17 protein-coding genes are annotated in these 21,606 nt (G+C 41.7%); 12 read left to right on the top strand and 5 right to left on the bottom strand.

Features of this window, described 5'->3' with window-relative positions:
- Positions 1-5: 5 nt before the first annotated feature.
- The 8 genes from AC1DOK_RS18050 to AC1DOK_RS18085 all read left to right on the top strand — a co-directional run bounded on the left by AC1DOK_RS18050 (position 6) and on the right by AC1DOK_RS18085 (position 11,893).
- Complete coding sequence (locus tag AC1DOK_RS18050) at positions 6-2,075, top strand: ABC transporter ATP-binding protein (protein WP_477555701.1); 2,070 nt, start codon at positions 6-8, stop codon at positions 2,073-2,075.
- Between the two features lie 126 nt (positions 2,076-2,201).
- Entirely contained in the window at positions 2,202-2,900 is a 699-nt protein-coding gene (rluF, locus tag AC1DOK_RS18055; RefSeq protein WP_477555702.1) for a 23S rRNA pseudouridine(2604) synthase RluF, read from the top strand.
- 107 nt (positions 2,901-3,007) lie between these two features.
- Complete coding sequence (locus AC1DOK_RS18060; protein WP_477555703.1) at positions 3,008-5,386, top strand: YcdB/YcdC domain-containing protein; 2,379 nt, start codon at positions 3,008-3,010, stop codon at positions 5,384-5,386.
- A gap of 190 nt (positions 5,387-5,576) precedes the next feature.
- Positions 5,577-6,833 carry a threonine ammonia-lyase IlvA gene (gene ilvA / locus AC1DOK_RS18065; RefSeq protein WP_477555704.1) on the top strand — a complete coding sequence of 419 codons (1,257 nt, stop codon included), beginning with the start codon at positions 5,577-5,579 and terminating at the stop codon, positions 6,831-6,833.
- Positions 6,834-7,236: 403 nt separating this feature from the next.
- Positions 7,237-8,286 carry a BMP family lipoprotein gene (locus AC1DOK_RS18070; RefSeq protein WP_477555705.1) on the top strand — a complete coding sequence of 350 codons (1,050 nt, stop codon included), beginning with the start codon at positions 7,237-7,239 and terminating at the stop codon, positions 8,284-8,286.
- A gap of 32 nt (positions 8,287-8,318) precedes the next feature.
- Entirely contained in the window at positions 8,319-9,872 is a 1,554-nt protein-coding gene (locus AC1DOK_RS18075) for an ABC transporter ATP-binding protein (RefSeq protein ID WP_477555770.1), read from the top strand.
- Entirely contained in the window at positions 9,856-10,932 is a 1,077-nt protein-coding gene (locus AC1DOK_RS18080; RefSeq protein WP_477555706.1) for an ABC transporter permease, read from the top strand. The genes AC1DOK_RS18075 and AC1DOK_RS18080 overlap by 17 nt, the downstream gene beginning before the upstream one ends.
- A 1-nt stretch (position 10,933) precedes the next feature.
- Positions 10,934-11,893 (top strand): ABC transporter permease, encoded by a 960-nt coding sequence (locus tag AC1DOK_RS18085; RefSeq protein ID WP_477555707.1) that lies wholly within the window; start codon positions 10,934-10,936, stop codon positions 11,891-11,893.
- Between the two features lie 274 nt (positions 11,894-12,167).
- Here AC1DOK_RS18085 and AC1DOK_RS18090 read toward each other — a convergent pair whose 3' ends face one another.
- Both AC1DOK_RS18090 and AC1DOK_RS18095 read right to left on the bottom strand, forming a co-directional pair.
- Positions 12,168-12,389 carry a hypothetical protein gene (locus tag AC1DOK_RS18090; RefSeq protein ID WP_477555708.1) on the bottom strand — a complete coding sequence of 74 codons (222 nt, stop codon included), beginning with the start codon at positions 12,387-12,389 and terminating at the stop codon, positions 12,168-12,170.
- Positions 12,390-12,489: 100 nt separating this feature from the next.
- Positions 12,490-13,356, bottom strand: a complete 867-nt coding sequence (locus tag AC1DOK_RS18095; RefSeq protein ID WP_477555709.1) for an AraC family ligand binding domain-containing protein — start codon at positions 13,354-13,356, stop codon at positions 12,490-12,492.
- Between the two features lie 297 nt (positions 13,357-13,653).
- On the opposite strand from AC1DOK_RS18095, the gene AC1DOK_RS18100 reads away from it, so the two are divergent.
- The 3 genes from AC1DOK_RS18100 (at position 13,654) to AC1DOK_RS18110 (ending at position 17,544) form a co-directional block, all read left to right on the top strand.
- A complete protein-coding gene (locus AC1DOK_RS18100; RefSeq protein ID WP_477555710.1) occupies positions 13,654-14,844 on the top strand; it encodes a galactokinase in 1,191 nt (396 codons plus the stop codon).
- 3 nt (positions 14,845-14,847) lie between these two features.
- Entirely contained in the window at positions 14,848-15,834 is a 987-nt protein-coding gene (gene galE, locus AC1DOK_RS18105; protein ID WP_477555711.1) for a UDP-glucose 4-epimerase GalE, read from the top strand.
- 93 nt (positions 15,835-15,927) lie between these two features.
- Positions 15,928-17,544 (top strand): UDP-glucose--hexose-1-phosphate uridylyltransferase, encoded by a 1,617-nt coding sequence (locus AC1DOK_RS18110; RefSeq protein ID WP_477555712.1) that lies wholly within the window; start codon positions 15,928-15,930, stop codon positions 17,542-17,544.
- A 245-nt stretch (positions 17,545-17,789) separates the two neighbouring features.
- Here AC1DOK_RS18110 and udk read toward each other — a convergent pair whose 3' ends face one another.
- Positions 17,790-18,401, bottom strand: coding sequence for a uridine kinase (gene udk / locus AC1DOK_RS18115; protein ID WP_477555713.1), 612 nt, complete (start codon positions 18,399-18,401; stop codon positions 17,790-17,792).
- A gap of 142 nt (positions 18,402-18,543) precedes the next feature.
- Between udk and AC1DOK_RS18120 the strand changes: the two genes are divergently transcribed.
- Complete coding sequence (locus AC1DOK_RS18120; RefSeq protein ID WP_477555714.1) at positions 18,544-19,491, top strand: GNAT family N-acetyltransferase; 948 nt, start codon at positions 18,544-18,546, stop codon at positions 19,489-19,491.
- Here AC1DOK_RS18120 and AC1DOK_RS18125 read toward each other — a convergent pair.
- The gene (locus AC1DOK_RS18125; RefSeq protein WP_477555715.1) at positions 19,457-20,404 is read right to left on the bottom strand and encodes an ABC transporter permease subunit; all 948 of its coding nucleotides are present in this window, start codon (positions 20,402-20,404) and stop codon (positions 19,457-19,459) included. The two genes, AC1DOK_RS18120 and AC1DOK_RS18125, sit on opposite strands and share 35 nt — an antisense overlap.
- Entirely contained in the window at positions 20,401-21,480 is a 1,080-nt protein-coding gene (locus AC1DOK_RS18130; protein ID WP_477555716.1) for an ABC transporter permease subunit, read from the bottom strand. Before AC1DOK_RS18130 ends, AC1DOK_RS18125 begins: the two co-directional genes overlap by 4 nt.
- Positions 21,481-21,606: the final 126 nt, after the last annotated feature.

The raw sequence follows: 21,606 nt of genomic DNA on the forward strand, positions 1-21,606 counted from the left end.
AAGGAATGAAAGTAGGTAAAAGGCTATTTCAATATGCTTGGATGTTTAAGAAAGGCTTTATTCTAGCTATTTTGATGCTAACCATTACGGTTGCTGCAGAATTAACGGGTCCCTTTATCGCCAAGACAATGATAGATACCCATATTCTTGGAATCGAGAAGAAGTGGTATGAGCTACCTCAAGGGGCATTGGGTAATACCCAAGCGGTTTCCTTTCGTGGGAAAACATATGTGCGTGAAGATAATCTAGGACCTGATGAGGCGCATGGTAATGAAGTAACCGTACTCCAAGTCGGTCGTCAATTTATACTTGTTGAATCAGCAATTACGCGGAGTGGTGCACGCCAGATTAGTGCCAGTGCTGATGCTGGAAGCGGCACCTTAACGATCACAAATGGTAGCGAATCGGTTCAATATCCTGCGCTCATGTTGAATAATTCAGAGCTGTATGAATTTTACCGTCCACAGGTCAGTGGTGTGATTACGCTGATGGCGCTTTACATTGGTATTCTGCTATTTGCATCTGTATTTCAATATGGAGAGCGGTATTTAATGCAGATTTCGGCCAACCGTGTCATTCAAAAAATGCGGGTCGATGTCTATCGACAGATTCACCGGTTGCCTGTTAATTATTTTGATAATATACCAGCAGGTAAAATTGTATCCAGAGTTACCAACGATACCGAAGCGGTTAAGGACTTATTTATTTCCGTATTAACGAACTTCTTCTCTGGCTTTATTAATATAATCGGGGTGTTCGTCGCTCTATTCTTATTGGACATACGACTAGCGCTATCATGTTTAATTATTATACCGATCTTGTTTGTATGGATTATTGGTTATCGTAAGCTAGCGATGAAATATAATGTGATTGTACGTTCAAGGCTTAGTGATATGAATGGAATGCTTAACGAATCGATTCAAGGGATGCCGATTATTCGAGCTTTCCGTAGACAGAAAGAAACGAAGCGCGAGTTTGAGGAGTTCAATCAAGACTATTTTAAATATCAGACGAAAATGCTCAGATTGAACTCATTAACGTCGCACAACCTAGTGAATCTGCTTCGTAACACAGCTTTCACATTGATCATTTGGTATTTTGGTGGAGCAGCGCTTGGAGTTGGTACAGTTCTATCGGTAGGTGTTATTTATGCCTTTATCGATTATTTAAACCGTCTGTTCTCCCCGATTACCGGGATCGTTAATCAATTAGCGCAGCTTGAGCAAGCGCGTGTCTCTGCTGGGCGTGTATTTGAGCTTATGGATGATTCAGGTACAGATGTTGCGAAGGGAACCATTCCGCGCTATAAGGGGGATGTCAAATTCGAGAATGTCTGGTTTGCCTACAAAGAAGAGGAATACGTTCTGAAGGATATCTCATTAGAAGCAAAGCAAGGGCAGACAGTTGCACTTGTTGGGCATACAGGGTCTGGTAAGAGCTCGATTATGAACGTCTTGTTCAGGTTCTATGACGCTTTCAAAGGCTCGATTACAGTAGATAGGATGAACATTCAGGACATTCCGAAGCAAGAGCTTCGTGAGCATATGGGGATTGTATTGCAGGATCCCTTCCTGTTCACAGGCACGATAGCGAGTAATGTAAGCTTGAATGATCCTTCCATCTCAAGAGACAGGGTGGAGAAGGCGCTCCGTGATGTTGGAGCTGACAAGGTGCTAGCGAACTTACCTCAGGGGTTTGATGAACCGGTCTTAGAGAAGGGAAGTACGCTATCTGCCGGACAGAGACAGATTGTCTCGTTTGCACGAGCACTTGCATTTGATCCAGCAATTCTGATTCTAGATGAAGCAACTGCAAGTATTGATACGGAGACAGAAGCTATCATACAAGAAGCACTTAATGTTGTTAAGAAAGGTAGAACAACCTTTATCATTGCACATCGACTGTCAACGATTCGTAATGCCGATCAGATACTTGTACTACATCGGGGAGAAATTGTTGAACGTGGTGATCATGATTCGCTCATGGCGCATCGTGGTCGCTACTATGGGATGTATCAATTACAGCAAGGTCAGCAGATACACCCAGATGCTAAGCAGGATCATAATGTTTCCTAAACAGCAAACACTGTAATGACATAGATCTAGTCTAGAAACTCGCACAAAGCTAGAACAAATAGCTTTGTGCGAGCTCTTTTGATTTAAGGGCATTATGACGTATAATCGGCATAGAGGTGAACTTATATGAGAATTAACAAATATATGAGTGAGACAGGCATCTGCTCTCGACGCGAGGCAGATCGCTGGATTGAAGCAAAACGTGTAACGATTAATGGTGTAATAGCTGAACTTGGTTCTGTTGTCGAGTCTGGTGATGATGTAAGAGTGGATGGCAGACCCTTAGGATCTAAACCAAAGCAAGTCTACATAGCGCTTAATAAACCTGTTGGCATTACGTGTACAACAGAAAGTTCAGTGAAGGGTAATATTGTTGATTTTGTAAATCATGCCGAGCGGATATTTCCAATTGGACGACTCGATAAGGATTCAGAAGGGCTTATTATACTGACCAATGATGGTGATATTGTAAACAGTGTCCTTCGATCAGAGAATAATCATGAGAAAGAATATATTGTTACTGTGGATCAGCCGATCACACCTTCATTTGTACGCGGAATGTCTGGCGGTGTACATATTCTGGGCCAGCGGACGAAGCCCTGTGAAGTGACAAGAGTCAATGATCGCGTGTTCCGAATCATACTTACACAAGGCCTTAATCGACAAATCAGACGAATGTGTCAGGCATTTGGCTATAATGTAAAGCGATTGCAGCGTGTACGTATTATGAATATTGAATTGGATCGCTTGCCTGTTGGCAAATGGCGCGATTTAACTCAGGAAGAATTGGATGTCTTGTTCAAGACAATCGAGTACACAAAGTAGATTGTAAATTATTACTAGCTAACGATAAAATAATGAAACTTTTCCTAAATGCCACTCGTCTATTGAGGTAGAATGTGGTAATTCTATTAATAAGGGGGAAGTTAAACTTGAAATTACTTAAAATGATTAGTTCAGTGGCAGTAGCATCTACTTTATTGTTGTCATCTGTTGCGCCTTCGGTAATGGCTTCGAGCACATCAGAAATGTCTAAGGATACAGCATTGAGTTCTACCATGCGTTTAGATGATACTACCAATCCAGAGGTAAAGGCTAAATTATCCAAAGAGCAAGCAATTGAGTTCGTGAAGAAATATGTCCAAATTCCGAGTGGCTATACGCTTCAATCGGCTAATTTGAACTCCGATTGGAGTATAACCGGCTCTCACAGTGTGTGGTATTTGTATTATGCTAAGCAAGTGAATGATCGGACATATGGTAACATCAGTGTCAATATAGATGGCAATACAGGCCGACTACAGAGCTTTAGCAGCTACGATAATGATCCAGATGCGAAACCAAGCTTTCCTCCCAAAGTAAACTTTAATGACGCTAAGAATATTGCCGATAAGTGGCTAGCTAATATTAATCCGAAGGAATACAGCGAACTGAAGTATAACAGTCGTTATGAGAATGAAGTTAAGCCACCGCTTGATGGTAATGTACAATATAATTATTCCTATGTGCGTATGGTTAATGGGGTACCCTTTCCGCAGGATTCCCTAAGTGTGAATGTGAATGGCGATGGTAATATTGTCGGTTATTATTCGAATTGGACGGAAAATATCAAATTCGAGAATAATGACAAGATAATATCGAAGTCAGAAGCAACCCAAATTTTTCGAGATAAATCGAACCTGTCCTTGCTTTATCAAGTTCCTTATCAGAGAAAAGGGGAGGAGAAGCCATATACAGCTTATATAATGGATACCTTCATGCTGAACGCGAAGACTGGTGAATGGTGGTCACAATCTGGAGAGCCTCTCTCACAAACTAAGGCGGGAAAACCACTTGCGGATAAGCCATTAGCTGAGAAGCCAGCATCGAATCTTAAACTAAGTAAAGAAGATGCTGTGAAGAGAGTGGAGCAGTCATTTACCATTCCAAGTGGTTATACATTGGAGAATGCTTCGTATAATGAGTATTTCAACCCAGAGAATAATGAGAACACAAGCAGTTGGAATTTGACCTGGAATATATCACCTAGCGAGCAAGCGCTTAGCAAACGCCCATTAAATTCAACTATTTATGCGAATGTTAATGCAACAACTGGCGAGATTCTGAACTATAATTATTACATGAACAACTACGATCCGGTAACAGGGCAGCCAATCCCAGTTGAAGCCAAGATCACAGCAGAAGATGCGACCAAGAAAGCGATTGAATTTGCCAAGAAAATGGTGCCATACTATGCGCATGAACTTGTGCTTACTAGTCCAACTGCACCAGAGGATATTATTAAAGATAAGAATAATAGAATGATTGAATATAATTTCAAACAGATTATCGATGGTGTAACGATTGGTTATAACAATTTGAACATAACGATTGATAAGGAAACCGGAGACATTACCAATTACAATGCTAATTTCTCACTAACTAAATATCCAACTAAGAAGCCAGAGGTTATTAAAGAAGATAAAGCAAAGGATTTACTGCTTTCCCAATATGATGTTGAGCTTGCCTATATTACGCAATATCAGCCAATGGGTATTATTGGTATTACGGATCAGAAGTATAAACTAATGGTTGCATCAGGTGAAATTAAGCCAGGTCAAATAGCTTCAACGAAGGCACCAGAAGCGAAGCTAGTTTATCAGCTTGTATCTAAATATCAGCGGGAACCGTTCTTCCTAGATGCAGTTAGCGGAACTTGGAAAAGCATGTCAACAGGAGATGCTGTTTCATTAGATAAAGTTAAAGTAACGGATATCGATGGCCATTGGGCTAAAGATGCTTTACAGCTTATGTTAGATTACCAAGCACTTGATGTGAAGGATGGTAAGGTATCACCAGATAAATCTATCACCAAAGGTGAAATGATCCAAATGCTTGTTATCGCCATGAATGGTGGCAATATTCCAATTGCATACGATATGGCAGCTCGTAAAAACTCTTTCTCTGATGTAACCAATTCATCGAAGTATTTCCTATTCGTAGAACTAGCGCTTGATAGACGTTTAATTGATAAAAGTGATAAATTCAATCCCAATCAACAAATGACACGTTACGAAATGGCAGAGTTGATCGTAAGGGCACTTGGATTCAATAAACTCGCAGAGTACGAAGCTATGTATAATAAGAGCTTTACTGATCTTGCTGATGTGAAGAATCCTGGGATAGCAGCACTAGCCGTAGGACTTGGTATTATGTCTGTCGATAATGGTAAGTTTAACCCAAGCAAAGAAGTCACTCGTGCTGAAGCAGCAAGTGCATTCTATCGTTACTTGCAGAAACGCTCAATTGTACAGGTGCAGGCAAACTATTGATCGCAATAGAAAATACATGATTTTAGGAAGCGTCACCAGTGATGGGGGCGCTTTTTGTCATAGGATATAAGAGAAATATTATGCTAATCTCTTACTTAGATAGATAGAATAAAATGGGGGCTTGTCCTCTATATTGTGTGTTACAATAGACGCTAAATAAGTAATTCAGGAGAAGGAAGGGAAAGCAGCAATGCAGCAAGAACATAAGGTTTACATAGAAGACATTATGAAAGCTAGTCATGCGTTAAGCAAAGTTATTGAGCCATCTCCGCTGCAGCACAACGAACTGTTATCGACGAAGTATGATTGCAATGTGTATCTCAAACGTGAAGATTTGCAAGTCGTCCGTTCCTTCAAAATTCGAGGCGCCTATAATGCGATTCACCAGCTTACTGAAGAGCAAAGAAAAAGTGGTGTCGTTTGCGCTAGCGCTGGAAATCATGCGCAAGGAGTAGCTTACTCCTGTAAATTACTAGGTATTGAAGGCAAGATTTTTATGCCAACAACAACTCCGAGACAGAAAATCTCACAGGTTAATTTTTTTGGCGGATCGAATGTAGAAGTCATCTTGGTTGGTGATACGTATGATGACTCTTGCACCAAAGCAATCGCCTATTGCAAGGAGCATCAGATGGCATTTATTCATCCCTTTGATGATTATGGAACGATCGCTGGTCAAGGTACCGTTGGTATGGAGCTGATGAACCAACTTCACGAATCACCGGATTATGTATTTGCTACAATTGGTGGCGGTGGTCTTGCCGCGGGCATAGGATCTTACATTAAAAGTGTATCATCTTCAACTAAGATAGTTGGTGTAGAACCAGAAGGAGCAGCTAGCATGAAGGCTGCATTCGATAGCGGTAAAGTTGTGACTCTCAAAACAATTAGTAAATTCGTAGATGGAGCGGCTGTTAAGCAGGTAGGCGAAATCGCGTATCAAATTTGTACGAAAGTATTAGATGAAATCACTATAATTCCTGAAGGTAAAGAATGCACGACGATTCTGGAGTTATACAATAATAATGCGATCGTGATTGAGCCGGCGGGTGCACTCCCTGTAGCAGCACTGGATGCCTATAAAGAGCAAATTCGAGGTAAAACCGTTGTTTGTGTCATATCGGGTGGTAATAATGATATTGATCGCTTACAGGAAATCAAAGAGCGTTCGATGATTTATGAGGGGCTTAAGCATTATTTTGTTATTGATTTCCCTCAGCGCGCGGGTGCTTTACGTGAGTTCTTGGAAGAAGTGCTTGGATCAACGGATGATATTACACGATTTGAATATATGAAGAAAACGAATCGGGAGAACGCTCCTGCGCTTGTCGGTATTGAGCTTAAGAATCGAGATGATTACGAAGGCTTGATTAATCGCTTATCCGATCGCGACTTTGAATTTATTGAGATTAATCAAGATCCACAATTATTTAAATTGTTAATTTAAGGGCTCAATACTAAAATCAGTGCTTGAAAAATTGTAATGTTGCCAATAGATGACCGCTGCGTGGACGGATTGTCCTTACGATCGCTGTTGCCACCAGATTTCTTGATCATATACCGCTTATAGTGGTAGAAATCTGGTGGCAAAGGCGAACGCTTCGCTTCTCCAGGACAATTCCGTCCCCTCCGCTACGATCTGCATATGGATTTGACTTTAGCAAGCACTGATTATAATTAAGAGCCAATTTTATAGTTTTTAATCTACATCGAGTACCTTTTCTTTTGCTAATAGCAGAAGGAAGGGTACTTTTTTTTACATAAATAAGACAACTGATCTGCATACTACCGAATAGGTTGTGTTCATGATATGGACAGAAAAGAACATTCTTGTTTTGGAGGGAAATTGTATGAAGAAGCTCGTTAAATGTTCAGCGTTACTCATGATTGTTATGTCACTTGTACTTTCTGGCTGTGGTGGTGGCTCGTCTACTGCAAGTCCTACACCAGCGGCAAGTGGGTCGCCTGCTCCGGGTGCGAGTAAGGGGAAGGATTTTAAATTTGGGATGGTTACCGATGTAGGGGGAGTTAATGATAAATCGTTTAACCAAAGTACTTGGGAATCTTTGCAGAAGCTAGAGAAGGATACAGGCGCCAAGGTCAAATATCTACAAAGTAAATCAGATGCTGATTTTGTTCCGAACCTCAATCAATTTGTGAAAGGGGATTATAACCTGACTTGGGGTATTGGATTCATGATTGAAAAAGCCTTAAAACAGGTGGCAGAAAGCAATCCAAATGCCAAGCTTGCGATTGTCGATAACATTGTGGAGTTGCCTAATGTAATGTCGGTTACTTTTGCCGAGCATGAAGGCTCCTACTTAGTAGGGATCGTCGCTGGACTGATGACGAAATCGAATATCGTTGGTTTCATTGGAGGGATGGATATTCCTGTTATTAAGCGATTTGAAGCTGGATTTAAGGCAGGTGTTAAGGCGGTGAATCCTAAAGCGGTTGTAAAAACCAATTATACAGGAAATTTTGATAAACCAGACTTAGGTAAATCTGCTGCTGCTACGATTTATAACGGAGGGGCAGATATCATTTTTCCATCCGCTGGAGCAACAGGTAACGGTGTTTTTAATGAAGCCATGGATCGTTTGAAAACGGGTAAGAAGGTATGGGTAATCGGTGTTGATAAAGATCAATCGATTGAATATGGGACAGATATTACGTTGACATCGATGATTAAACGAGTGGATGAAGCGGTGTATAAGGTTTGTAATGATTTAATTGCAGGTAAGTTTAGTGGTGGGCAATTAACTACGCTTGGTTTGAAAGACAATGGTGTAGGAATCGCAGATACATCGAATGTGAACGTACCAGAAGATGTGCTTAAGAAGGTAGAGGAATATAAAGCCAAAATTATTAGTGGTGAAATTAAAGTTCCGGAAAAGTAAGGATGAAGCAAGTTGACACGGCAGGTGATGGAATGGATACGAGTATACCCGTAGTTGAATTAATAGGGATTACTAAACGATTTCCTGGTATTGTTGCGAACGATTCAATCTCACTCAAGCTGTATAAAGGTGAAATCCATGCACTTCTTGGGGAGAATGGAGCGGGCAAATCAACCTTGATGAATATTTTGTTTGGTTTGTATCAGCCTGATGAAGGCCGAATTCATATCAATGGCGTTCCAGTTACAATCGATACACCAAATAGGGCGATCTCTATTGGAATAGGTATGGTGCATCAGCACTTTAAGCTTGTGCAGACGTTTACAGTGACAGAGAATATTGTGCTTGGAATGGAGCCCCGCAAAGGTCTTAATATTGACTACCAGGTTGCATCGGATAAGGTAAGAGAGCTTTCTGAGCAATATGGATTGAAGATTGATCCGAATGCGCGAATCGCAGATATCTCTGTTGGTATGCAACAGCGTGTGGAAATTGTAAAAGCACTTTATCGTGGGGCTGATATTCTCATATTCGATGAGCCTACAGCCGTTCTGACGCCTCAAGAGATTGAGGAATTAATGGCTATTTTTCGTAAGCTCGTCGCAGAAGGCAAGTCCATTATTCTGATTACACATAAATTAAAAGAGATTATGACGATTGCAGAAACAGTAACCATTATTCGTCGTGGCAAGGTCATAGATACGGTTAAGAAAGCGGAGACGAACCCTCAGCAATTAGCGGAGAAAATGGTAGGTCGTGAAGTGTCCTTTCATGTGGATAAGAAGCCTTCTGTACCTAAGCAGCCAGTGCTTGAGGTTAGAGGATTATTCTGCCTTGATCATCGGGGGAATAAAGCTTTGAATGGGATTACATTTGGGGTACGAGCTGGAGAGATTCTAGGAATTGCCGGTGTAGATGGTAATGGACAAAGTGAGCTGATAGAGACGCTTACGGGACTCCGTAAGGCAGAGCGTGGAGAGGTAACACTTAATGGTAAGAATGTAACGAATCTGTCCACGAGGAAAATTACCGAATCAGGACTTGCGCATATTCCGGAGGATCGTCATAAACGCGGACTCGTATTAGATTTCACTGTGAGTGAGAACTTGGTGCTTGAAACTTATTTTTACCCACAATTTAATAAAAACGGATTTCTAAGTTACGAGGCGATTGATGGGCATGCAAAGAAATTAATTGAGCGATTCGATGTTCGTACACCTAGTATACATAGTGCGATACGTTCATTATCTGGTGGGAATCAGCAGAAAGCGATCATCGCACGAGAGATTGATCGGGATCCCGATTTGCTAATCGCTGCACAACCAACGCGAGGGCTTGATGTTGGAGCGATTGAATTCGTACATCGGCAGCTCATTGAGCAACGTGATAAAGGAAAGGCAGTTCTCTTAATATCATTCGAGCTTGATGAAGTGCTGAACGTATCTGACCGAATCGCAGTTATTTATGAAGGTAAGATTGTGGGTGAAGTGCAGCCGCATGAAACAACCGATCAGGAGTTAGGCTTAATGATGGCAGGTAGTAAGCAGGCTAAGAGAGGAGGAGATAAGCATGAGTCGAATCATTAAATTTGCAGCTGGGGATTCTGTGCTTATTCCTCTTATAGCAATTCTGCTTGGTTTATTAACAGGGGCGGTGATTATGCTCGTCGGTGGCTATAATCCGATTGTGGCATACTCGGCCCTGTTTAATCGCGTGTTCGGTAGCGTATATGACTTTGGTGAAACGATTCGTCAAATCACACCTTTGATATTAACAGGGTTATCAGTTGCCTTCGCTTTTCGCACAGGCCTCTTCAACATTGGAGCAGAAGGGCAGTTCATCCTTGGGATGACGGGTGCGACGTTTATTGGAGATAGGCTCAGTTTACCTGGACTCATCCATGTACCGTTAGCCATTATTGTTGGCGCGCTCTTAGGCGGTTTATGGGGTTCAATAGCAGGCTGGCTAAAGGCTAAACGAGGTGTGAATGAGGTTATTTCAACGATTATGCTGAACTGGATTGCTCTTTATTTAGGAAACTATATTGTTCGAACCTTTCTGCTTGAACCTGGCATGCAAGATTCACGTGTCATCAAGCCTAGTGCTTTTCTAACAGCCAACTGGCTCACTGAACTGTTCGACGGTGCGAGAGTACATTGGGGAACGATTATAGCACTTATTGCTGCATTTGTGTTCTACCTGATTTTGTGGAAAACAAAACAAGGCTACGAGTTACGTGCTGTTGGACTGAGTCCACATGCTGCTGAATATGCCGGAATGAATGTAGGGCGGAATGTTGTTAAAGCGATGTTCATCGGTGGTGTATTCGCGGGGCTCGCTGGTGCGTTCGAGATCTTAGGTGTGTTCCACTATCAATCTCTCGCCTCAGCTTTTCCTGGATATGGGCTGGATGGCATTGCCGTTGCACTGCTAGGTATGAACAATCCACTTGGTGTTGTGCTCGCTGCTTGTTTGTTCGGTATGCTCACATATGGCTCAGCTGGGATGAGCTTCGCAGCTGATGTACCGCCAGAGATTATTCGCATCGTTATCGGTGCTGTTATCTTCTTCGTTGCTGCTCAGGGAATTGTACGATGGGTAATCGCACCATTCTACACTAAACATAAGGTTGAAAGGGGAAATTAAAGTGGAATATCTGAATTTATTAGGACAAACCATCAATATCACTTTAGTTTTCTCAACTGCCCTAATTTTCACTGGACTCGGTGGGATTTTCTCTGAACGCTCAGGAGTTGTGAATATCGGCTTAGAGGGGCTCATGATTGCAGGCGCCTTCGGTGCTGCTGTTGCTACTCACTATGCAGAAACTTCGGGTATGGGTGCTGCTTCCCCTTATATGGGATTGCTTGCAGCAATGCTGTCTGGTTTAGTTTTTGCTTGGATTCATGCGGTTGCCTCGATTCGCTTTAAGGCAAATCAGGTTGTCAGTGGTGTTGTAATTAATTTTCTTGCACTAGGTATGTCGGTATATCTAGTTAAGCTGTTGTTTGAAGGATCTGGTCAATCCCCAACCTTGCAGCATGTTTTTAGTAAAGTCGCGATTCCTGGACTGACCGATATTCCATTCCTAGGATCTGTTCTACATGCGTATCCTACAACGTATTTTGCGGTCATATTGGTATTTGTAGCTTACTATGTGCTCTATCGAACACCATTTGGATTACGACTTCGGGCAGTTGGGGAGCATCCAAGCGCAGCGGATACAGTAGGGGTTAAAGTGTTAAGGACTCGCTATATTGGTGTCTTGCTCTCAGGAGTGCTAGCGGGATTGGGCGGTGCAACGATAACGTTAACGACCACAAGTATGTTCTCGCATAATACGATTTCTGGCCAAGGTTATATTGCGATTGCTGCAATGATTTTTGGTAAGTGGCATCCAATCGGTGTACTCGGAGCAGCCTGCTTCTTTGGTTTATCACAAGCACTAAAGGACTTACTTCAAATGTATGGCTTAGCTGAACGAATTCCTTCGGAATTTATATACATGCTACCTTATGTGTTAACGATTCTGGTTCTCATAGGTGTAGTTAGTCGTGCTTATCCACCTGCAGCTCTTGGTGAACCTTACGAACCTGGTAAGCGGTAAGAATTGATTGGAAAGCAGGAATTCAACATGTCGACCTATTGTTCGACATAAGATGAACAGGGGTAGAGTGGGAAATCACGGGATGAATGGATTGCATTAACTGGAAAATATCATGTTAAAATCAGCAAACTGTGCTTTGTTCAGGACGTTAACTGGAATTCCAGTTAAATTGAATCACAAAGCACAAATTTACTTATGGTACAAGCTAACTCGAATCACAAAGCAAAAAATTCACCTATAGGACAGTTCCCTATAGTTTGGGCTTTAGATGCGCTCATTGAGCCACATCATGAGGTGGCTCATACTTCGGCGTATTCTGCGAACTAAGCGTACGATCGATGTTTTGTAGACTAGTACTCATGCTTTTGAGACATCGGAGTGCGTATACAACAGCAAAAATTACACCAGCTATTAAGAGAATATAGAATACTAGCATTGCAAATGGAAGGAAGTAAAACAAAATACCTGGAGAAGCAGCGGCAGCTTCATTTATCAATCCTATCACCTCCAATTTAACGTAGATAATTATCTAAATATTACATTAATTGTATCATATGACAGTAGGGAAGTTAATCACATTATCTATTTCATGTGTACTACATCTGCCCATGTGACTGTACACGGTACTCGGAAGGCGACAAGCCGAGCAATCGACGGAACTGTTTAGAGAAATAAAGTGGATCATGAAATCCAACTGAAAAGGCAATTTGCTCAATCGTTAAATCTTCACGTTCTCTTAATAGGCGGCGAGCTTGATCGATTCGAAGCTTAAGCAGGAATGTGATCGGTGTTACACCAGTATGACTTTTGAATAAACGAGATAAATAAGCGCGATTGTAACCAAGACTATCTGCCATTGTCTCCATCGTGATTTCTTCCGCATATTGCGTAGATAAGTAATGTAGGGCTTGCCGAACCGTACTGGCAGCTAATGTTTCTGGTAGAGTCGTTTCGTTATGAATATGGGGACCAAGTGCTTCTCCATAAGAGGATAGAAGTAGATATAGATTACCTGCGGCCTCATAGGGAGAGAACGCTCTTTTTTCATAAAATGCAGTTTGGATTTGTTGAAATAATCTTGGAAGTTCATGATTTAGTAGGCCATGCACAACTGGCTGCATCGAAGTAAACCCGATACCGTTAAGTAACCTTGAGCAAGATTCCCCTTGAAAGGCAACCCAATGGTAATGCCATGGCTGCTCTAGATCAGCTATATAGGAAACAAGCTGTTCAGGCTCGATCAGAAAGCTATCCCCTTCCTGAAGTTTATATTCCTTTCCACCACAACTAAATACACCATGTCCAGATATCACATGATGCAATAAATAATAGTCGAGTACTTTGGGTCCGACAACATGTCCAGGCTTGGTGCTGCTTTCGCCAGCAAATAAGACCTGTGGGTCACAGTAAAGCTCCGGATATGGGTTAGAAGAGACAGAGTAACCTTTCTCAAAGCGTGACACGGGGTACCTCCTCATGCGATTTATTATTTAGCATCCATTTGAATCAATTTCATAACTCATTGAAACCAGTTAATTGAAACTATATATAGACAAATTAAACCGTTTTGATCTATATATAGCCTTGATTGAAGCAGCTAAAGGTATTATGAAATTGATTCATATATCTTACTATTAAAAATCACATTTTTCCATATGCATCTAACAAGAATCCATTGGGAATTAGCTATATCATTCTGTATACTTGAGTTAAGCAATTCACTCGAACGAAGACGTTCAATGGCCATGGAGGGTATGAGCATGTTAAATAAAGATCTTACTCATTTGCAAGAACAGTTTATTCAAATTTTTGGTGGAGATTTGGCTAATACAGCCATGTATTGTGCTCCTGGAAGAGTGAACTTAATAGGTGAACATATCGATTATAATGGTGGATATGTATTTCCCGCAGCTCTGACGGTTGGAACAACAATGCTGATTCGCCCACGTACGGATAATCTAGTGAACATGGCTTCAACGAACTTTGATAAGAGAGTACAAAAATCCTTATCAGATTTGGCATTTGATACAAGTGATGATTGGACTAATTTCCCTAAAGGTATCATTGTTATGCTTAGGGAGCATGGCATAGAAGTACAGCGTGGATATGATATGTTATTCCACGGTGATATTCCGAATGGTGCAGGCTTATCCTCCTCCGCATCGTTAGAAGTGGTTACAGCATATGGCTTGCTTGATCAGGAAGGTAAGGAAATGAGCCGGACGGATATCGCACTACTTGCACAGAAGACAGAGAATCAATATGTTGGCGTAATGTGCGGGATCATGGACCAATTTGCAGTAGCACAAGGCAAGCAAGATCATGCTGTATTGCTGCGTTGCAGTGATTTGGATTTTCAGCATGTTCCATTCAAGAGTGGTAGCTATAAATTAGTAATAGGAAATACGAATAAGAAGAGACAACTGGCACATTCCGCTTATAATCAGCGCCGCTCTGAGTGTGAGCAGGCAGTTGCTATACTTCGTGAGAAGGCTGCAGGCCTTGGAGAATTGAAGGTATTAGCGGAATTAACGCCCGATCTATATATAGAGGTTGAAAGCTTAATAGCTAATGAGGTCATTCGTCGCAGAGCGAAGCATGTAGTAGAAGAGAATGCTAGAGTGCTTCAATCAGTTGAACTATTAAGCCAAGGTGATTTAGTAGGATTCGGTAAGCTGATGGTGCAATCGCATGAATCTCTGCGTCACTTATACGAAGTATCCTGTCATGAACTTGATGTTATTGTGGATACAGCGCTTACGATTCCGGGTGTTCTTGGATCACGTATGACCGGTGCTGGTTTTGGTGGTTGCACGGTATCACTTGTTCACGAGGATCATATTGAAGAGTTTATCGATCGTGTAGGTGCAGCCTATAAGGAACAGACTGACTTGGAAGCAGATTTCTACGTCAGTGGCATTGGCGACGGCGTTAATAGAGTGGAGGCGTAAATCATGGCGATATTAGTAACAGGTGGCGCAGGTTATATTGGATCTCATACGGTAGCAGAATTACTAGCTCGTGGTAAGGAAGTTGTAGTCGTTGATAATTTGCAGCAGGGTCATCGTGATGCGGTAATCGGTGGTACGTTAGAAGTTGGCGATCTTCGCGACACTGACTTCATGGCACGGGTATTTCGCGATCACGAGATTGAAGCGGTCGTTCATTTTGCAGCGAACTCACTTGTTGGTGTCAGTATGAAAGAGCCTTATGCTTACTATCATAATAATGTGTACGGTACGCTATGTTTGCTAGAAGCAATGCGCAATGCGGGTGTTAACAAGATTGTCTTCTCTTCAACCGCAGCAACTTATGGGGAACCAGAACGTACGCCGATTCAAGAGAGTGATCGTACCTTACCAACAAATACTTATGGCGAAACCAAGCTATCTATGGAAAAAATGATGCACTGGTTCGATGTAGCTCATGGTATGAAGTTCGTAGCTCTCCGTTATTTTAATGCAGCAGGTTCGCATGAGAGCGGCAAGATTGGTGAAGATCACAATCCTGAAACACATTTGATTCCGTTAGTACTGCAAGTGGCGCTTGGACAACGCGAGCACATCTCCGTATTCGGTGATGACTATGCGACACCTGACGGCACATGCGTACGTGACTATATCCACGTAAGCGATCTTGCTGATGCGCATCTTCGTGCGCTTGATCGTTTGTTAGACGGTGGCGAGAGCACCGTCTACAATCTAGGGAACGGACGCGGCTTCTCCGTCCGTGAAGTAATCGAAGTGGCCCGCGAAGTAACGGGCCACCCGATTCCGGCGGCGATGGAAGGCCGCCGTGAGGGCGACCCAGCGGTGCTGGTAGCATCCGCAGACAGAGCTCGCACGGAGCTCGGCTGGATTCCGCAGCGACCAGGCTTGCACGACATCATTGCCAGTGCATGGCGCTGGCACAGTACACATCCCCAAGGATATCGGGGATAAGATTAACTTAGGCGGGAAGATGCTGTAGCTACAGCATCTTCCTAGACTTACTTCGCCAGCACTTACACGCATAACTGAAGGAGGATTACGGCGATGGAATTAGCATCCGTACCTAATAGAACGATTACCACTGAACAGGCGGCACTTGCCGTTGAACAGCTGCTCCAATATGCGCTTCGCAAAGAACTATTAGAAGGTCTTGATGTGATTGTTGCGCGTAATGCTTTACTTGCTGAATTAAGCCTCACAGCGCCGTGTTCTTCACCGGAAGCTAGGACATCACATCTCTTATGCGAGCAGACCTCGGGGTCACCTGAACTGGAGAATGAAGATAAGGATACACCTTTTGCCATACTTGATCTGCTGCTTGATTATGCGTTTCAAGAAGGGATTCTACCACATAATACGGTTACCTATCGTGACCTGTTAGATACGAAGCTGATGGGATTATTAATTCCTAGACCATCGGATGCAATCCGAAAATTCCGTGCTAAGGAACAAGAAACAGGTATTCAAACGGCTACAGACTATTGGTATAAGCTTGCAATTGATGCTTGTTATATTCGTATGGACCGCATTAAGAAGAATAAGATATGGTTCAGTCCAACACCTTATGGCAAGCTTGAAATTACAATCAATCTTTCTAAACCTGAGAAGGATCCTAGAGAAATTGCTTTAATGAAGAATGTCGTTCAGACGTCTTATCCCAAGTGTCTTCTATGTTTAGATAACGTAGGCTACGCAGGTAGACTTGATCATCCAGCAAGACAGAATTTACGGGTTGTTCCGCTTGAATTAAGTGGCAGCGATTGGTATCTACAATATTCACCTTATGTTTATTATAATGAACACAGCATTGTTTTTAGTGGTAAGCATGAAGACATGCGAATTACACCAGGAACATTCGAACGGTTACTCGATTTCCTTGATGCGTTCCCGCATTATTTTGTAGGATCGAACGCAGATCTACCAATCGTAGGTGGTTCGATTCTCACTCACGATCACTACCAGGGCGGCAGACATCGCTTCCCGCTACAAGAGTCACCAATCATCACCGAGTTTACACACCCTGAATTCTCGGAAGTTCATGGTGGAATTGTAAAATGGCCATTATCTGTTGTACGACTTGCGAGTCATAATCGGGAGCAGCTCTATGCAGCGGCAACAGCTATGCTTAGTAGCTGGCGGAATTATAGTGACCCATCTGTCGGTATACACGCGTTTAGTGGTGAAACGCCACATAACACGATCACACCAATTGCTCGCCGTAATGATCAAGGAGAGTATGAATTTGATCTTGTCCTTCGGAACAATCGGACGGATGAACAGCATCCAGAAGGTATTTATCATCCACATCGACACTTGCATCACATTAAGAAAGAAAATATTGGCTTAATCGAAGTAATGGGGCTAGCTGTACTTCCATCTCGATTAGACACAGAACTACAAACGATTGCAGCTGCATTAAGTGGTGAGCAGCAGGCTAGTGATGTTCAAGAAGCATTGCCGCATCATACTGAATGGATCACAGAATTAGTTGAGAACAACGGTACACACTTACCGTCGGAACAAGCAGTTCAGGTAGTTCAGCAAGAGGTCGGGAATAAATTCCTTGAAGTATTGCAATATTGTGGTGTCTATAAACAAGATACAGAGGGGCAACAAGCATTTGCTCGTTATATGAGTGATTGTGGATACAAGCTTAATTAATCCAAGTAAGTATGACTCTAAATCATAATCAGTGTATAGTGCACAACAGCGATCGTAAGGACAATCCGTCCGCGCAGCGGTCATCGATCAACACGATTGTATTTTGCACAGGTACTGATCTTATTTAGAACCAACAGAAAGAAGCATGACTCGTCCTTGATAATGGACAAGTTATGCTTCTTATTTGTGCTTCTGTTTATTTTCTCAGGAATAAAGCAATTTTCGGAATCGTTTATGATAGGGTTCTAAAGACTTAAATGCTGTTCCATTAACGTCATTAATAAATTCACGCCTACTTCGTTCTTTACCCCTTCAGGAATAATAACGTCTGCATATTTCTTAGAAGGTTCGATAAATGCATCATGCATAGGTTTCACGGTCGTCATATACTGCTTACAGATCGATTCAAGTGAGCGTCCACGTTCATTCATGTCACGAACTACGCGTCGTAGGATACGAATATCCGCATCTGTATCAACGAATACCTTCACATCCATCACTTCACGAATGCTCTCAACAGATAATGCGTGTAAGCCTTCAACGATAATAATGGGCTTTGGTAAGGCCTGAATCGTTTGTGATGAACGCTCGTGCTTCACAAAATCATAAACAGGGATAGAGATTTCTTTACATTGTTTAAGCATCATGAGATGTTCAAGCAATAAATCATTGTCAAGAGCGTTAGGATGATCGTAATTAATCCGCGCGCGCTCCTCAGATGATAAATTCGTATGGTTTAAATAATAATTGTCATGCGAAATGATAACTGCTTTATCAGAGCCTAATTGACTTGCAATTGCTTCTGCAACGGAAGTCTTGCCAGAGCCTGTTCCCCCTGCGATCCCTATAATTAACATATAACCGTCCTCTCCTAGTTGCCAAAACTGCACTATCGTATTTTAACAAAAAAACCATCACTTTAAAAAGGCCAAAATTAATCCAAAAATCATAATCATATATGTGAAGTCAATTATACATGACTATAAAAGAGGTTTTGCGATGTTGCTAAAAGAATGTATGTATAAAGAATATCCAGATAAAGGAGATTGCTTTATGGCGATTATGAATGGTTTATTAGCATGTCAAAGACTAAATCAGGAACAACTTGCCGCAATTAGGCAGCTTTCTGAGATTTGTAATGATCATGATCAAATTCGTCTAAAGCTCAATTGGGATTCTCTTGAAACACGTAGTTCAGAGGAAACAAATGACTGGCTATTTTATGAAGATGGTAAGCTCATTGCTTTCCTCGGACTGTATTATTTTACATTATCTGAAGCCGAACTTAGTGGCATGGTTCACCCTGATCATCGGCGTAAAGGTATATTTCGCCTGCTTGTGGAACAAGCACGCGAGGCATGTATGAGTAGAGGCTTCCCTCAAATGATATTTATGAATCAGCGTGGTTCAATATCGGGTAAGGCCTTCTTAGAGCAATATGGAGCGGTATATCATTTATCTGAATACTGGATGGAGCTTGAGAAATCCAATGTTAGTGAGTTTTCAGTGATACCACGCTCAGATATTCAGCTTCGGGTCGCTACAAATACATCAGAAGATATCGAGACGATTGTTCATATTCATACGAATGGGTTTGGGATCGATGAAGAGGATGTTCGAACGCATCTTCTAAGTGTTTCGGATAACGATTATATAACGACCCTAATTGTTAACTATAATAATGTGCCCGTTGGTAATATTCGATATCAAAGCTTTCTAGGTGTTTCCTTTATTTTTGGTTTTTGCATGCTGCCAGAATACCGCGGACTTGGATTTGGACGATACACGCTTCTTCATACAATTAAGAGAATCCAAGCTGAAGCCCCTGATGATCAAATTATACTAGAAGTTGCAACTGAGAATGAGAGAGCCTTATCTCTATATCAGTCTTGCGGATTCCGTATGGATAATATTAATGACTATTACGTAACGCGCCTTCCTTCTTGATTTGAGAAATGAAAAATTGAATAATAAATAAACACGCGACAAAGAATGCCATTGGAGCAACAGTTAACCAAGGGTAAATGCGTAGTTTAGGCAGTCCCTGTGCGATAAGCGCAAACCATTCGCCAGAAGTAGTCATCGGAATTGTTATACCGACATCCCATTTCAGCAATTCACCACCCCCAATAAATACATTCAATAAAGCGAGCTGACCCATCAGAAATAAGACCTGAACATAATCGGTAAGGAAAGCATACAACATCTCAGATTTAAGATTGGGAATTAGATGCTTGGTAATCCGATGCTTCACCGAGGCTCCAAGTATAGTAGAAGATGTAACATATAGCTTCTCATGATAAAAACGAGCCCTTTCGCTAAACTGATAAGCAAGTGGGAATAAGCCAATAAGCGCTACCATAGCAACAAATATAATGTGAAATACGATCTGATTAGGGTGACCTTCAGGTATCCCTGTCTCTAGACGCAATGCTCGAAAGATAATGAACAGGGAAGGGAATACGAACAGCAGCGGCGGCAAAGAAGTCGTAATCCATTTAAGTGTCGATAAGACAGTACGACCTTTGCCAGTAACGCCAGATAACAAACCAATTGGAATGCCAATCACAAACCGAATTAGAGTAATCAAGAAAGCGATGCCTAATGTATACTTCATTCCATTCAGAATGAGACTCAGCATATCATACCCACGGTGATCGGTACCTAACCAGTATGCTTGATTGGGTCCGAATGGCGGTGTTATTTTCTTATGAATGCTTGGATTTGGATGATCGATATAAAAGAGCTGATCATTAATCGTGATCCCATGAGGCATAAGCCAAAAGCCGAATATAGCAACGAGAATCATAAGTATCATGAGAGTCCATGCAAGTAAGTAAGGAAGTCGGTATTTATTCATCCTCTATCAACCTCCCCAGTAGGAATGACGAATTTTTGGCGAAGCCAGGCGAAGATAAGATGCATTGCGATGGTGAACAAAGCTAGTATTATACAAATAGTTGGTAGTGTACCTATGGAGACATAGTATTTGCTGAGCACAAACCCGCCGACCCCTAGGATTAAGCACATGACCTCAACAATGACCATAGCGGTTACTGCTGATGTAGTAGCTCTTGGTAAAATAGCGAATAAATCCTCCATTACATTCCGCATAATGTGCCGTATAAGGACTTGCATAGCAGATAAGCCTTTGGCATAAGCGGTTTTTACATATGATTCTGCTAGTTCTCGTACAATTGCGGCCCGAACCGTGCCATAAACCATAACGCCTGGTATGAATGAAATCGTCAATAAGGGGAGAAGAAATGGTGTTTCAGTACCTATTTGAGCGATCAAGATAATCCGACCAGATGCAAACTTGGTTAAATAAATTACTATTAATTGCAGAGCGACCACGACTACAAAATCAGGGAAAAGAATAAACACTTTATGTATTTGATCAAACCAATACCCAATCTTAGGACGCAAAGATGCAAAGATCGCAAATAGGATTCCAATTAGGATACCTAGTAGTAGACCTGGAATTAAATATGAGAAGGAGGTTGCGATCATAGTAGGAAGGTAATCTGTCAGTGGAGATTCCTTGCCTTGAGACCTAGAGATGACTGTCCCTAAATCACCATTTAGGACTTTGGATAGTTGTTCAGCGATACCTTGTCCGTAATTATGCCAGGAGAAATCAGGCATTCCTGGAACTAAGTTTACATGCACAACACCAGGTATTAGCTTCACATCATTGATGGTTTTCATAAACATCTGAGGATCGACCCGTATTATGTTTTGTTCAGCATCCTCAATCGTAATATGGGGCAGGCGTTCTTTAATTTCTTCAATTGTTACAGGTGTAAGTGCGCTGAATTCGAGTTGCATCTGTTCAACGGGTTTGATTATAATTCCTTTATCAATATTGCTTAGAAGAAATATGATGATGAGAGCACTTAAAGCAGAGAGTACATAAAAAAGTTTTTGTTTCAAAATTAACATACTCCTTCATCTCAGTAATTAAATAGTCGGAAAAATACAATGTTATCTTATTATAATTCTTTTTGTCTGTAATAGGATGAATTTAGCGAAAATGTGTTCTGACAATTTAAATAATGT

This window comes from Paenibacillus sp. P5_B5, from assembly GCF_056400365.1.

What these genes read in the sequence shown, in the direction of transcription:
- AC1DOK_RS18050 (WP_477555701.1), top strand. Translation starts at nt 6, where the DNA reads ATGAAAGTAGGTAAAAGGCTATTTCAATATGCTTGGATGTTTAAGAAA.
- rluF (WP_477555702.1), top strand. Translation starts at nt 2,202, where the DNA reads ATGAGAATTAACAAATATATGAGTGAGACAGGCATCTGCTCTCGACGC.
- ilvA (WP_477555704.1), top strand. Translation starts at nt 5,577, where the DNA reads ATGCAGCAAGAACATAAGGTTTACATAGAAGACATTATGAAAGCTAGT.
- AC1DOK_RS18070 (WP_477555705.1), top strand. Translation starts at nt 7,237, where the DNA reads ATGAAGAAGCTCGTTAAATGTTCAGCGTTACTCATGATTGTTATGTCA.
- AC1DOK_RS18075 (WP_477555770.1), top strand. Translation starts at nt 8,319, where the DNA reads ATGGATACGAGTATACCCGTAGTTGAATTAATAGGGATTACTAAACGA.
- AC1DOK_RS18080 (WP_477555706.1), top strand. Translation starts at nt 9,856, where the DNA reads ATGAGTCGAATCATTAAATTTGCAGCTGGGGATTCTGTGCTTATTCCT.
- AC1DOK_RS18100 (WP_477555710.1), top strand. Translation starts at nt 13,654, where the DNA reads ATGTTAAATAAAGATCTTACTCATTTGCAAGAACAGTTTATTCAAATT.
- galE (WP_477555711.1), top strand. Translation starts at nt 14,848, where the DNA reads ATGGCGATATTAGTAACAGGTGGCGCAGGTTATATTGGATCTCATACG.
- AC1DOK_RS18110 (WP_477555712.1), top strand. Translation starts at nt 15,928, where the DNA reads ATGGAATTAGCATCCGTACCTAATAGAACGATTACCACTGAACAGGCG.
- udk (WP_477555713.1), bottom strand. Translation starts at nt 18,401, where the DNA reads ATGTTAATTATAGGGATCGCAGGGGGAACAGGCTCTGGCAAGACTTCC.
- AC1DOK_RS18120 (WP_477555714.1), top strand. Translation starts at nt 18,544, where the DNA reads ATGTTGCTAAAAGAATGTATGTATAAAGAATATCCAGATAAAGGAGAT.
- AC1DOK_RS18125 (WP_477555715.1), bottom strand. Translation starts at nt 20,404, where the DNA reads ATGAATAAATACCGACTTCCTTACTTACTTGCATGGACTCTCATGATA.